Consider the following 14,820-nt stretch of genomic DNA (forward strand, 5'->3'; position numbering starts at 1 on the left):
TTATTACTTTTTACATCCTATGCAAAAAGATAAAATAGTAGTCGGTCTGGATATTGGTACAACCAAAATCTGTGTAATAGTGGGCCGCAAGAATGAATACGGAAAACTGGAAATTCTCGGAATGGGAAAAGCAGTTTCCGAAGGTGTGATACGTGGGATGGTAACTAATATTAATACCACAGTAAATGCAATATCCAAAGCTATTAAAGAGGCAGAGGAAGCATCAGGTATAGATATAAAAGTGGTTAACGTCGGGATTGCAGGACAACATATAAAAAGTTCTATGCACCATGGCAGCATTACGCGTCATACTACAGATGATGAAATAACAGTTGAGGATATCAACAGGCTTACAAATGACATGTACAAAACAGTTATGCCATTTGGTTGTGAAATCATTCATGTGATGCCTCAGGATTACATCGTTGATTATGAGGAAGGAATTAAAGACCCTGTTGGTATGACTGGCATAAGGCTGGAAGCTGATTTTCATGTAATCACTGCTCAGACAAATGCTATCAGCAATATCAATAAGTGTGTATTAAGATCTGACCTGGAAATTGATAACCTCATTCTTGAGCCTCTGGCTTCAAGTCTTGCGGTTTTAAGTGATGAAGAAAAAGAAGCAGGAGTAGTTCTGGTTGATATCGGTGGAGGTACTACCGACATAGCAATTTTCCATGATAATATAATCCGCCATACAGCAGTAATTCCTTTCGGTGGAAATATTATTACTTCTGATATCAAGTCAGGTTGCAATGTGATGCAGAACCAGGCTGAGCTTCTGAAGATCAAGTTTGGAAGGGCTATGGCTGAGGAAGCTAATGGCAATGAAATCGTTTCAATACCAGGTTTAAGAAACAGACCGCCTAGAGAAATTTCTATAAAAAATCTTTCTCACATCATTCAGGCGAGAATGGAAGAGATCATAGAGTTGGTGCATTCTGAAATAATATGTTCAGGATATGAAGGTAAGCTTGCCGGAGGTATCGTTATAACAGGTGGAGGAGCTCAGCTTCAGAATGTAAAGCAGCTGTTTGAATACATGACTGGTATGGATGCAAGAATAGGTTATCCTAATGAGCATCTTGGAAAGAGCAAGGTTGAAGCAGTAAAGAGTCCGATGTATGCAACTTCTGTAGGGCTTGTATTAGCCGGTTTCCGCGCTATCGATGACAGAGAGAATAAATACATGGAGATGGATTCAAGCGGAAAACAGGTGAATCAACAGAAGAAAAAAGAAGATAACAGTACACAGTTTTTGAAGAGAATCATTGACAGAACTAAAGGTCTTTTGATCGATGATCTTGATGATAAAGGTGATTATTAATCAAAAGAAAATTATTAATTTTGTAATAATACCGGACTGTTTAAGTTTAAGTAAGTAAAATTCAAAGTAATCAATATAACTCTTAATAGAAGCATTATGTCACAGCTTTCTTATAAGTTCGATTTACCCAGTCATCATAAGTCCATCATCAAGGTTATTGGTGTTGGTGGTGGGGGAAGTAATGCTGTCAATCACATGTATGGCATGGGCATCAAAGACGTCGAATTTGTTGTCTGCAATACTGATGTTCAGGCATTAAAGGCAAGTCCTGTCCCTACTAAGATCCAGATCGGGGTCAATCTGACGGACGGATTGGGAGCTGGAGCAAATCCTGAGAAAGGGAAGAATGCTGCTATTGAAAGTAAAGAAGAGATTCGTGAGTTTTTAAGCAATAATACTAAAATGCTTTTTATCACTGCGGGAATGGGTGGTGGTACAGGTACAGGAGCTGCTCCTGTAATTGCGAAGCTTGCCAAAGAAATGGATATACTTACTGTTGCGATTGTAACGGTTCCATTTTCATTTGAAGGTAAAAAGAAAAGACTTCAGGCAGATAATGGTATTGCAGAATTAAAGCAATACTGTGATACTGTGCTTATTATTCTTAATGATAAATTAAGGGAAATTTATGGAAACCTGGCGATCAGAGATGCTTTTGCACAGGCAGATAATGTCCTAACTAACGCTGCAAAAAGTATAGCAGAGATCATTACTGTAACAAGTGAGGTGAACGTAGATTTTGAAGACGTTAAAACTGTAATGTCGAATTCTGGTGCTGCAGTAATGGGGTCTGCAGTTACAGGTGGTGAAAACAGAGCAAGACGTGCAGCTGAGGAATCACTGTCTTCACCATTGCTTAACAATACTGATATTCATGGTGCTAAGAAAATTCTTCTTTCGATTATGTCAGGGGATCAGGCTCAGCTTACTATGGATGAGCTTACTGAAATCACAGACTATATTGAAGAAAGAGCTGGCGATGATGCCGAAGTTATATTTGGTGAAGGTATCGATGCTGCTCTTGGAGATCAGATTCGTGTTACAGTAATTGCTACCGGCTTTCAGGAAAAGGAATTTGTGCCTGCAAAAAAAACAGTTATCGATCTTGAGTCAGAGCGTCAGATAAACGTTGCAAAGCGTGATGTTTTGCCTACACAGCAGTTTTCAAATCCTCCTGTTAACAGAGTGGAGCCGCAGCCGCCTGCTAATCAAAACAATGTAAGAAGGAATCCGGGAGAGATGTTGTCTTTTGAATTCGATAATCAAAAATCTCAATCTCCTGAAATAAGAAGTTATGATTTTCAGGATGAAAAAAGAAATAACGAATCATATTTTGAAGGACCTAAGAAAATTGAAGATGCTCCAAAATATCACTCATTCGATATGAAGAAGTCTCAGACTAATGAGGATTCGTATTATGAGGAGGAAAAAAAGAGGCAACTTATGCAGCAAGCTAACGAAAGGATCAAGAAGCTGAAAGGACTTAGCAGTATGAATACATCCATGAACCCTGATGAGTTCAAAGAAAAGCTGGATGTTCCTGCATATATGAGAAAAAATGTAAATCTTCAGGATTACCCTCATTCTTCAGAAAGAAATATCTCAAGATTCAATTTGAATGATGATAATGAAATTCTTGGAAACAATAAGTTTCTTCATGACAATGTAGATTAATTGTCTGTTCAGGTTTTATTTTTTGTCAAAAAGTAACCCTAAAACCGAAAAGCCTTGTCATATGACAAGGCTTTTTCATTTAATGAGTAATATTGATACAATTGGGAAAAGTGATCTTAAGAAAATTCAGGATGAGGTCTCTTTTTAAAATAAGAAATTAATTTAACCAGGAATTTTATGATTTAAATTTTAAACTTATAGATTTCAGGTATTGCAGAAGTTGCTTCAATATTAATATCCAGGTCTTTTAATGATCCATTGGCAATATCATAAACCCAGGCATGTATAATGGGGAATTTACCATTTTTCCACTCTTCCTGAATTACTGACATTTTTGAAAGGTTATAAACCTGTTCCATCACAACAAGCTCAACCATCCTGTTAAATTTAGGTTTTTCATCTTCTATAGCATCCAGTTCGGTCTGATATTTTTCATAAATATCCTTGATATTGCTTAACCAGTTATCTATTAGACCCAGTTTCTGATTCCCCATCGCAGCTTTAACTCCTCCACATTCATAATGACCGCAAACAATAACATGCTTTACCTTTAAAACACTAACTGCATATTGTAATACACTCATCAGGTTAAAGTCTGTTTTAATAACAAGGTTAGCTATATTTCTGTGAACAAATATTTCTCCCGGATCAGTCTGTGTTATTTCATCTGTAGCTACACGACTGTCAGAGCAACCTATCCATAGGAATTTGGGAGCCTGGCCTTTGGCCATGCGTTTAAAGTATTCTGGATCAAGGTCTGTTCTTTGTTTTACCCATTCTTTATTTCTATCTAACAAGGCATGAAAGGCGTTTTCATCAGAATCGAGTTTGTATTGGGTTTTGATCAGTTCGGTTTTTCTTTGTAGATGATCAGAAGCGGTTTTAAAATCTTCAATTACCTCAGCTATATCATTATCAATAAATGAAGCTTTAGACCCATCTATAACTACATTCTTGGTTTTTGGAATATTGTTTAATTTAGTAATAAGCTGAGGCTTGTTAAGAAAAGACACATCTTTATTTAATCTGACATATACAGTGTCTCCAGTACCATCACCTTCAACAGAAATAGCAGAATGGAAATTGGTCCTGACTACGGAAATAACACCTGCAATACTTCCGATTAAAATTCCGATAAGCAGATTAGTTGCAAGAGTTGCGATTATTGTAATAGCAAATGGAATAAACGAAGCCCAGCCAATGGAAAATTCTTCTATAAAAATCGCAGGTCTTGTAAGTTTGAATCCAACACCTATAAGTACGGCAGCCAGCACAGCCAGAGGTACATGATGCATGAACTGAGGTATGAGAAAAACAGCTAAAATCAGAAAGATACTATGGATAATAGCAGATACTTTCGTCTTGGCACCTGAATCTGCATTAGCTTTACTTCTTACTATTAATGCAGTTAATGGCAAGCCTCCCAGTAATCCTGATACAATATTGCCAGCCCCTTGAGCAAACAGTTCATGATTTACATGAGGTTGTCTTTTGTGCGGGTCAATTTTTTCAATTGCTTCCAGGGTTATAAGGCTTTCAACAGAAGCAAGCAAAGCAAGGGTAAAAGCCAAATAGATAATTTTTCCATTAAGAAGTAATGAAAAATCAGGAAACTTAAATCCTTTAAACAGATTGGTGTCTGGAATAGAAACAAGTTCGCTATCTGGTAGCTGTATATTAAAGTATAACTCAAGAATGGCATAGAGCAATGTACCTGTAAGCATTGCTACAAGAGCGGATGGAAACCATGAATATTTTCTTTTAAGAACCAGGTCCCAGAAGATATACACTCCTAAACTTATAAGAGTTAGCAAAAGTACATAAGGATTAATATGTTCTAATGCATTAGTAATCATTGAAAATTTACCATTCTCTCCTGAGTCCATAAATTCATCTACTTCAAATATTTTAGAGTGGTATCCTAATGCATATGGAATCTGCTTTATGATAAGAATAAGTCCTATTGCAGCAAGCATTCCCTTTATGACAGAGGATGGAAAAAAGTATGCAATAATACCTGCCCTTATCATACCGAATAATATTTGTAATACACCTGCGAGAACAATTGCTACAGTAAAGGCTTCAAAGCTTCCCAGGTCTTTAACTGCGCCTGCAACAATTATAGACAGCCCTGCTGCAGGACCGCTTACACTTAGTTGTGATTTGCTGAATAGTGACACTACTATTCCACCGACTATCCCAGCAATAATACCAGAGAATAAAGGAGCATTGGAAGCGAGACTTAACCCGAGACATAGCGGCAGAGCTATAAAAAAGACAACTAGCCCGGATGGCAGATCATGCTTTAGATCCGATAATTTGTAATTAATCATAAAATTTTAAATCCCTCTGTTGAATAAAAAGTTTATAAAAATAAATCCTAGGTCTTTATATAATCTTTGTCTTTTAAACTTTCAACATGTATAAGTTAAATAATTTAAGTCCTAAAACGAATGAATAAGAATGTCTCTTAAGCCCACTAATTACGCCTATTAAGGATATTAGAGCGCTTAGTTATATTTTATGAGAGTTTTTAAAAACGCTTTAAAATTCTATAAGCGCGTTGACCTGAGATTCTATCAGACTTGAAACAAAAGGGTCAAGAATTACACCTTCCTTAAAGTTATTTTCTACCCTTGAAATTCTGGGTTTTATTGCCAGTACATTCATGCCTAGGTAGTTTAAAATATCTGTCAGATGGCTCAAGGCCAGGGCTCCTCCCATAACTCCTGATGATATGCCCACAAGCGCCCCTTTTTTGTTTTTGAATGTATTGGGATAACTTAGTCCATCTATGAAGCCCTTTAATACTCCGGGAAATGAGTTATTATATTCAGGAACGATAAATACAAATTTGTCGGACTTTTTAATAAAATCAGATAATACATTGAAATCTGGATCTTTACCAGTATTTTCATACAGAGCAGAGAAGATAAACTTTTCAGGTAGCTTACTAAGATCAAGAATCTGACTCTCGACTCCGTGTTTCTTCAAAAGCTTCTGGTAGTATTCTGCGATTTTTATCGAATTGGATGGGACCCTGTTAGTGCCTGATATTATTGTAATCATATAATGAATTTGCCGATACCTCTCCTCCATTGGCCTGTTGAATTGGTTTTCAGAAAGGCTCTTTTGTTATTTTAATATTAAAGAAAGTATAAAATTTTCAGAAATTTAAATATTTGAAATAAAAGGTTCGTTTCTAGTGAATTGTGTTTTTGCTTCATCTAAACAATTTACTATATTTTTAGAATAGCCTATTCTTAATCATGTTATTCGGATAATGGGAAATATGAAAATAAAGAACTGGTAAATCTTATTTAGGCTTTTATTTACCTGCGTAAATGTGGTAATATATTGCAGCGCGTTTATTTAGAGTTGTGAAGACATTCTGTTTATTCAGAATTACTTCAGAATCTCTAATTATTTTGGAGCAAATTGCAAGAATGGATCTGACCAAACGTTTGAACATTTCTTATAAAGGATATTTGCTAATAAGATAAGCAATGCCATTGTCGGAATGAAGATATTAATACAGGGTTTCAGTAGTAAACATTATTTGTAATTTTCTGGATCCTATGACAATATTGGTGTAAAAACAGAATCTTGATAAATACTGACTGAAAGGCTTGAATAAAAGGGAGGTAATAATTTCCTTAATAAAGATCTTCCAGATTTTTCGAACAAAACACATTTTACAATGTTGAGAGCCTCATAAAGTATTAATCTATAAATGAGAATATTACTTTCTGTGGACGAAATACTCCAGCTACTTAACTTTTCTAAGACATTCTTAGGTACAATACATAAATGACAAATACTAGTATCAAATAAATTTGTAAGAAACACAAGTGTTCATTAATATTAAGGTGGTCTCATTTGCAAACTAAAAAAAATAGGGTTTAAAGGCCAATTATTGAATGAGACTGGCCTTTTATTAAATGTTTAAATTTAGTAGTAATGGAAAAAAAAGTATCACTTACTATTTTTGTGTTTTTGTTCTCTCTTTTTGCTTTTGCACAAATAGATAGTCTGATTTCCCCCGCTAGTAGTCTTGCACCTGCTGAGGATAGACCCTTAAAGTTTTCGCTCAATAAAGATGGATCAAGATATTTTCAAGTTACCTTTTTGAATCAGTCTTGGGTAAGATTTAATGAAAGCAACCCAGGAACTACAGTATTTGGAGATGTTGAAAAAAATACTTTTGATATAGGGTTAAGACGCACACGCATTCAAATGTATGGTCAGATTACGGATAGGGCTTTTGTTTATTTTCAGTTTGGTATGAATAACTTCAACCGAACCTATCAGATGGATAACAATAGAAAAATTCAGTCTTTTTTTCATGATGCTTTGGGAGAGTACCGCATTACTAAAGGCAATGAGCTTAAACTTGGAGGAGGTTTAACGATTGCCAATGGTCTTTCCAGATTTTCAAATCCAAGTGTGGGAACTATAATGACACTGGATCTTCCAGTATTTGCTCAGGCAACAGTGGATCAGACAGATCTTTTTTCCAGAAAACTAAGTGTGTATGCCCGTGGACAGTTAGGTAAGCTCGATTACAGATTAGTGTTAACTGATCCATTCTCGGTTAATTCAGCCGGAACTTCTATTGCAACCAATGCAGCAGGTAATATTCAACCTATCACTAAAAGAGCACCTGACTCTAAAGATGCAACCTTTGCCAATATAGGTCATACATATCAATATCAGGGATATTTCTCCTATAATTTCTGGGAAAAGGAGCCTCATCTTACTCCATATATGACTGGTACTTATCTTGGAAAAAGGAAGGTTTTGAATCTTGCAGCTGGAGCAATCTATCAGTCAAAGGCTATGTGGAGACTTAACTCTGATTCTGCTACAACATACGATGATATGTTTTTATGGAGTGTTGAAGGTTATCTTGATAGCTATATAAACAAAGATAAGAATGATGCAATCTCAGTTTATCTTGGGTATTTCAATTACAACTTTGGTAAAAATTATTTAAGGTATAATGGTATCATGAATCCTGCAAACGGATTGGTAAATTCAGCAAACGCACCTTCGGGTTCATTCGGTAATGCAGTTCCTATGATGGGAACAGGACAGGTTATATATGCTCAACTTGGGTATTTACTTCCTCATGAATCTGGGAAGCCAGGAATCATGCCATTTGCAAGCTACACTCGTTCTGATTTTGATAAGCTTAAAGATCCTGCAAATATTTATGATATTGGAGTTAATCTTTTAATGAATGGTCATAAATCAAAATTGTCATTTGATTATCAGAACAGACCAGCATACAACTCAGATTACACAGTGGGGCAAAGAAAGAGTTGCTTTATATTGCAGTACCAGATTTTCATATAGTCAGTTAAAGTAAGTTTGTTTAGTTTGTTTATTTGTTGGGAAGGAAGGCTTAATAGTCTTCCTTACCTTTTGTAAAAGTGGACGAATGATTATGTTATGAAAGTTTTAATAATTGAAGATGAAAAGGAGCTAAGATATGACATGGTTAGCTATCTTTCACAAGAAGGATTTCTCTGTGAATCAGCAAGAAATTTTAGTGAAGCTGTTGATAAAATAGGTGTTTATGAATATGACTGCTATGTAATTGATATTATGCTACCAGGAGGTACAGGACTGGATCTTGTAAAGACTATCAAGTCACAAAAGCATCAGGGGGGAATTATCATTGTGTCAGCCAAAAACTCAATAGAGGATAAAATAGTTGGTCTTGAAATAGGCTCGGATGATTACCTCACAAAACCTTTTCATTTATCTGAACTTAATGCAAGAATAAAATCTATTATCAGAAGAAGAAGTTTTAATGGTAATAATGAAATTCAATTTAATGAGATACGCATTTTGCCGGACTCCAGGCAAGTTTATATTAATGGAAAAGAAATCTCGCTTACAGCAAAAGAATACGATCTCTTGTTGTTTTTTATTGTCAACAAGGGAAGAGTTATTCCCAAGGACTCAATAGCCGAACACCTATGGGGTGACTATATGGATCAAGCCGATTCATTCGATTTTATTTATACTCACATAAAGAATTTAAGAAGAAAACTAGTACAACAAGGAGCGAAAGATTATCTTAACACTGTTTACGGTATAGGATATAAGTTCCAGTCTGAATGAAATTATTACAAAGAACAACCCTTTATTACCTTTTATATTCACTTTTTATTTTTGGAATAGGAACGATTCTATTCTATGTTTTTATTAAGATTATTCTATGGGACGGAATAGATGAAGCTATTTATCAGGAGAAAGTTCAGCTTGTAGCGAACCTTAATTATGAGAAAATAGGGGAAGGACTTCAACCTAGTACAGAAGTTTCGATTATGCCTGCTCTGGAAGCAGAGGTTGAAAAGGATAAATATAACACAGTACCCATTTACGACTCACTTACAAAAGAATATACCGATTTCAGGCAATTAACTTCCTACCATAAAAATGGAGAAGATTGGTACAAGGTGACAATAAGACAGCCTCTTGCAGAAGCAGAATCATTACTCAATAGTATCTTGCCCGTTGAGATTGGCCTCTTTTTGATACTGCTGGGGGGCGTGTTACTAATGAACAGGTTTATACTTGCTAAAATATGGCAACCTTTTTATGTATTGCTGGACAAGTTAAAAAAATATAATCTTGAAACTACTAAGATTATTCCCTATGAATCTACTGATATTATTGAATTTCAGGAGCTGAATATTAATGTCGAAAAAATGACAGAACGTATTTATAAGGATTTTCTTACTCAAAAGGAATTTAATGAGAACTCTTCTCATGAAATGCAGACTCCGCTTGCTATTATTAAAAACAAGCTAGAGTTGATCATTCAGTCAAAAAATCTCACAGAACAAGAGATGCTTCATATACAATCTATTTTCAATGCCGTAAAACGACTGACCTTATTAAATAAAGGATTGTTGCTTTTAAGCAAAATAGAAAACAGACAATTTACCCAGAAAGAAAATGTAAATCTGGGAGAGCTGCTTCAGTCGATCTTTAACCTTCTTGAGGAACAAATCATTGATAAAAATATAACTACTGAGATAGAAATTAAAAGTACAGGCCCGATTAAGACAAACAGAATTCTAATAGAAGGATTGCTCAATAATCTTGTCTCCAATTCCATAAAACATAACATCCAAAATGGAAAAATTACCGCAGAGCTTACAGAAAATCATTTTATTATTACAAATACAGGTATCCCGCTCAGCTTTCCTGCTGACGAAATGTTTGAACGTTTTCGAAAGGATTCTTCGGTAGAAAATTCAGTGGGATTAGGTTTGTCAATAGTGAAAAAGATATGTGATTTCCTGGATTATAAAATCGTATATATTCATAAGGATGGCTTACATACATTGGTTGTAAATTTTTAATCTCGTATTTTATTAGATACTTGCCCCTTCATTTCAACTTCAAAATGTTCTCAGAATTCTAAATTACCTTTATGATATAATTATAAAGGTGATGAAAACATTATTCTGGACGCTCATCATGACTATTGTTGTGATTTTGTCAGTTGCTACCTATACGGTTGCTAATAGAAAGATTTTGATTTCTCCCATTCTTTTGCCTTTTGCTTCTGAAATGCTTTTGCAGAAAATAACACTAACCTGGATTCAATTGCCCATTCAGACCAGAAAATATATCTCTGATCATTTTTCTGGTTGCAGGATAGAAGAAATGAATGAATTGAAAACCCAAAGATCAAATAAGATAGAAGTATTCTTATTTAAGGACAGTTATAGGTATGAACTCCTTTTTAACAAGAAAGGGGACCTCTTGAAGCAAATTAAGCACGTTAGGGAAAATCAATAATTAAGTTAAGTTTAGTTTTTTAAAGGCGAAGTGAGGGGCTGTCATAAATGGCAGCTCTTTTTTATTTAATAACCTAATAATTTTTCTTCAATCACGTTCCAGTCTGTAAATTTAACTGAAACCTGTAGCTGAGAGATATCAGGTGTTCCTAGATATAATTCGTCGAATTCTATTCCATTTGCATCAAGCCATTCCAGGGTAATCTTACCGATATTTTTTATTCCTGAATTATAAGCGGAAAGGTGTCGCTTAGTGAGGATAATTATATAGTGTCCGGCTTTTCTGAGTTTGTTGATCTTTTCTTTAGCGCCGGGAAAGGGTATTAAGTTTTCAAAGCTCTCATCTTCTTTTTTGACAGGACATATTGTTCCATCTAGCGCAATAAATATTCTCATCATTTTAATCCCTCTTTACAATAGAACCGTATTTTATCAGTTTGGTTAATTCAAAAGAAGTGGATGGAGAACAATTTGATAAACCTGTGTGTTCTTTTAATAGAGATTTATATTTATTTTACTTTATTTCTTTATATAGTTAATTATAATTTGGAGGCTGTTAATCTTCAAAATCTCATCCTCTGAAGATTACAGCCTCTTAATATTATGCTTTTGAATAAAGTTTTTTGTCAATATAGTCTTTTACAATTGTCTGGAAAATATCAGCCTTCCTTTCCCAGGAGTTCCCTCTTGCGCGTTCATATCTTTTTTCCTTTTTTTCTTTTGAATCAAGGATCAATTCTTCTTTAATTGACTTTAACATTTCTTCTTTTGAACTGCAAAATCTGACAACATCTTTGTAGTCCTTGATAAAACTGTAATTGAATGCTATGACGGATTTTCCTGCTGAAAGATATTCATTAAGCCCTACCTCTAATGGAGGATGGGAATCTCCCTTATTAAGAATAATGCCAATGTCAAAACTTGATAAAAGATCTGCAAACTCATCTCTTTTTCTTATTCCTATGTGAGAGAAGTTAGGATAGGATTCGAGTTTTTTTATGATGGTATTATCAAGCACTTTGCCTGAAAAGACGAAATTGATATCTTTTAGATTTTCTATAAGGTAGATCGCTGTATTTATATCAAAATCCTTATCTATGATCCCAATAGAGCCAACAGTTATAGATTCTGATTTTTGTATAGACATACTCCGCTTATAAAAGTCTTCAAATCTTACACCATTTCTTATAAGAAAGGTGGCATCTTTAATGGATCTGATTTTGTTGTATAAAACTTCAGTATTGGTAATGACTACATCAGTAGCTTCTATATACTCCTTTTCAAGCAGTGTATGCTCATGTGACTCCTCTTCATCAGAGCCTTCAAATGTATAATAAACGTTGAGGCTGTCGTTGAATTTTTTTAAAAGTGCTAAACCATAATCAGGGTTAGCTCCTGAGATAAAAATAATGTCAGAAAGATTTAAGAAGTGAATGCTTTTTCTTAATTCTGTTTCTAATATGCGGGCATTAAATGCAAGTAGTTTTTTATAAATCTCCTTATCTCTGATCTTGTTTAAGGGTAAAACTGGGGGAGGAGTTAAAATATATACATTTGAGCCTGTCCGTGATTGCTGAGCTCTTAATCTTTTATCAAGATTAAGTATCTTTCGTACAGGTACTTCTCTTTTCCCTTTAATACTATCAAATATGTCACTGATAGAATATTGATTTTCTACATAAAGCACGGTATTGTCGCGACTTAATTCATGCATGATCTCTATTAGTGGAGAAGGGTTGCCGCAATCCCAGTGCTCATTTCCAAGACATATAAATGTAAGGCCTTTTGTCATACACTTGTTGTTTGAATTTCAAACCTCGGTGTATTATAAAAGTTTGTGGGAATTATTAAATTTACTTTGCCTTTTTTAATGTATTTCCCTTGTTAAAGGGAAGGATTACCTAAAAGTCAATTCATTTTTTAGGAGAAGTTGATCATAAAAAAATCACTTGAAGGATTTAATATTATGAAGAAAATTAAAATACTTGCTCTGGGAGATTCCTATACAATAGGAGAGGATGTTCCTCAAAATGAAAGCTGGCCATTTTTGCTTAAAAGAAATTTAGAAGAAAGAAATTTCTCTGTTGTTCTGAAGGTTGTAGCAAAAACCGGTTGGACGACAGATGAACTTGATTTAGCTATAGAGAGAGAAAAATTGGGGAAAAATGAATACGACCTGGTGTTTCTTCTTATTGGTGTAAATAATCAATACAGGGGCTATTGTATTGATAAATATCGGAATGAATTCAGAAGGCTTTTACTGAAAGCAAAGTCATATTCAGTTAATAATTCTGTGTTTATATTGTCTATTCCAGATTGGTCCAGTACTCCATTTGCCTCGGAAAATGACAAAGCAAGAATCTCGGAGGAGATTGATGCCTTTAATAGGGAAAACTTTGAAATATCTGAATCTGAGGGTGCTCTTTATCTTAGTATTACCGGGATTAGCAGGCGGTCAGCTGACGATAAAAGATATACAGCTTCGGATGGTCTTCATCCAAGCGGATATCAGTATGAGAAATGGGTTGAGAAGATTATGCTCAAGATAGATTCGTCAGCCCTGCTTTAAATTAATATATGAAGGTTGATCATCTTAAAGTTAATATTATTTTGCGTTATCAATATGATAGGCTCTCATACCATGAATACTAACGTCAAGTCCTTCCAGTTCTTCTTTGGCTGTAACTCTGAGTCCAATGGTTTTATCTATAATGATAAATAAAAGATAGGTTAAAGGAAAAACAAATACCCCTGTAGATGTGATCCCTATTAGCTGACTGACAAGCTGCCTTGCTCCATTGATTTCAGCCAGATCTCCCATAAAACCTACTGCAAGAGTTCCGAATATTCCGCAAATCAGGTGAACTGAGATTGCGCCAACAGGGTCATCAATTCTTAGTTTATCAAAGAGGAGTACAGCAAGGACTACTAATGTTCCAGAAGTAAGTCCAATAATAATAGCTTCCGAAGGATTCATTTTGTCTGCTCCTGCAGTGATAGCGACAAGCCCTCCAAGTATTCCATTCAGGACCATGCTATGATCAATAGTCCTGGTCGTGATAAAGGAAGTTGTAAGGGCTCCAATGGCTCCGGCCGAAGCAGATAGGCATGTCGTGACAAGTACAAGTGAGACCAGTTTAGGATTAGCAGATAAAACAGAGCCTCCATTAAATCCAAACCAGCCAAACCACAGTAGAAATACTCCAACGGTAGCAAGTGGCATACTATGGCCAGGAAGTGGAATTATTCTGTTGTCTACATATTTCCCAATCCTTGGTCCAAGGACAATAACTCCGGCAAGAGCAGACCATCCACCTACCGAATGTACTACAGTGGATCCAGCAAAATCGTAAAAGTGGACATTCATTTTTTGCAAAAATCCTCCACCCCAGGTCCAGAAACCAATGATAGGATAGATGATACCCACAAGAAAAAATGAAAACAGGATAAAACTCCATATTTTAATGCGTTCAGCTACTGCCCCCGATACTATGGTTGTAGCAGTGGCGGCGAACATGGCCTGAAAGAGAAAAAAAGACCAGAACGTGTAATTGCGCTGTTCGTTATAACTAACTTCCGGTGCAGCAATTCCAAATCCAGAAAACCCAATAAAGCTTCCCTCAAAGAGGTTGCCTGGATACATGAGGTTATATCCCCATAAGCTGAATATCAGAATTCCAATTGCAGGTATAATAGTGTTTTTAAACAAAATATTAGTGGTGTTTTTTGATCTGGAAAGTCCTGATTCAATTGTCGCAAACCCCAAATGCATAATGAACATCAAAGCAGTTGCAGTCATCATCCACAAATTATTGGAAAGTAAAGTGTTTCCGGCAATTTCAGCTTTGAGACTACTAATGATTTCAGCATTTATAAGAAGTGAATCATTAGGCATTGCATTAAAATTTGAAGCTAAATCAATAGATCCAGTTGCAGAAGTATCGGGTATGGGCTGATTCATTGATATGTGAAGTGTAATTTAGTAAAGGTGAA

The 14,820-nt window shown here is 35.2% G+C and carries 12 protein-coding genes; 7 read left to right on the forward strand and 5 right to left on the reverse strand.

Going from position 1 to position 14,820, the window contains the following annotated elements:
- Positions 1-19 precede the first annotated feature (19 nt).
- On the forward strand, positions 20-1,330 hold the full coding sequence (gene ftsA, locus MYP_RS20430; protein ID WP_045467611.1) for a cell division protein FtsA: 1,311 nt from the start codon (positions 20-22) through the stop codon (positions 1,328-1,330).
- A gap of 96 nt (positions 1,331-1,426) precedes the next feature.
- Complete coding sequence (gene ftsZ, locus MYP_RS20435; protein ID WP_045467613.1) at positions 1,427-3,004, forward strand: cell division protein FtsZ; 1,578 nt, start codon at positions 1,427-1,429, stop codon at positions 3,002-3,004.
- A gap of 182 nt (positions 3,005-3,186) precedes the next feature.
- Here the strand turns inward: ftsZ and MYP_RS20440 are convergent, their stop codons facing one another.
- Positions 3,187-5,337, reverse strand: coding sequence for a SulP family inorganic anion transporter (locus MYP_RS20440; RefSeq protein ID WP_045467615.1), 2,151 nt, complete (start codon positions 5,335-5,337; stop codon positions 3,187-3,189).
- 211 nt (positions 5,338-5,548) lie between these two features.
- A complete protein-coding gene (locus tag MYP_RS20445) occupies positions 5,549-6,073 on the reverse strand; it encodes an NADPH-dependent FMN reductase (RefSeq protein ID WP_045467782.1) in 525 nt (174 codons plus the stop codon).
- An 891-nt stretch (positions 6,074-6,964) separates the two neighbouring features.
- Between MYP_RS20445 and MYP_RS20450 the strand changes: the two genes are divergently transcribed.
- The 4 genes from MYP_RS20450 to MYP_RS20465 all read left to right on the forward strand — a co-directional run bounded on the left by MYP_RS20450 (position 6,965) and on the right by MYP_RS20465 (position 10,828).
- Positions 6,965-8,362, forward strand: coding sequence for a hypothetical protein (locus MYP_RS20450; protein WP_052430390.1), 1,398 nt, complete (start codon positions 6,965-6,967; stop codon positions 8,360-8,362).
- Between the two features lie 96 nt (positions 8,363-8,458).
- Positions 8,459-9,136, forward strand: coding sequence for a response regulator transcription factor (locus MYP_RS20455; protein WP_045467617.1), 678 nt, complete (start codon positions 8,459-8,461; stop codon positions 9,134-9,136).
- Positions 9,133-10,386, forward strand: a complete 1,254-nt coding sequence (locus tag MYP_RS20460; protein WP_045467619.1) for a type IX secretion system histidine kinase PorY — start codon at positions 9,133-9,135, stop codon at positions 10,384-10,386. The genes MYP_RS20455 and MYP_RS20460 overlap by 4 nt, the downstream gene beginning before the upstream one ends.
- Before the next feature lie 91 nt (positions 10,387-10,477).
- The gene (locus MYP_RS20465; RefSeq protein ID WP_045467621.1) at positions 10,478-10,828 is read left to right on the forward strand and encodes a hypothetical protein; all 351 of its coding nucleotides are present in this window, start codon (positions 10,478-10,480) and stop codon (positions 10,826-10,828) included.
- 65 nt (positions 10,829-10,893) lie between these two features.
- Here MYP_RS20465 and MYP_RS20470 read toward each other — a convergent pair whose 3' ends face one another.
- Entirely contained in the window at positions 10,894-11,226 is a 333-nt protein-coding gene (locus MYP_RS20470) for a capsular biosynthesis protein (protein WP_156140758.1), read from the reverse strand.
- A 202-nt stretch (positions 11,227-11,428) separates the two neighbouring features.
- Positions 11,429-12,619 (reverse strand): hypothetical protein, encoded by a 1,191-nt coding sequence (locus MYP_RS20475; protein WP_045467623.1) that lies wholly within the window; start codon positions 12,617-12,619, stop codon positions 11,429-11,431.
- Positions 12,620-12,793: 174 nt separating this feature from the next.
- Between MYP_RS20475 and MYP_RS20480 the strand changes: the two genes are divergently transcribed.
- Positions 12,794-13,396 (forward strand): SGNH/GDSL hydrolase family protein, encoded by a 603-nt coding sequence (locus tag MYP_RS20480; RefSeq protein ID WP_045467793.1) that lies wholly within the window; start codon positions 12,794-12,796, stop codon positions 13,394-13,396.
- A gap of 36 nt (positions 13,397-13,432) precedes the next feature.
- Here the strand turns inward: MYP_RS20480 and MYP_RS20485 are convergent, their stop codons facing one another.
- Positions 13,433-14,788 (reverse strand): ammonium transporter, encoded by a 1,356-nt coding sequence (locus tag MYP_RS20485; protein ID WP_081990621.1) that lies wholly within the window; start codon positions 14,786-14,788, stop codon positions 13,433-13,435.
- Between the last annotated feature and the right edge of the window lie 32 nt (positions 14,789-14,820).

Source organism: Sporocytophaga myxococcoides (genome assembly GCF_000775915.1).
Taxonomy (GTDB): domain Bacteria; phylum Bacteroidota; class Bacteroidia; order Cytophagales; family Cytophagaceae; genus Sporocytophaga; species Sporocytophaga myxococcoides_A.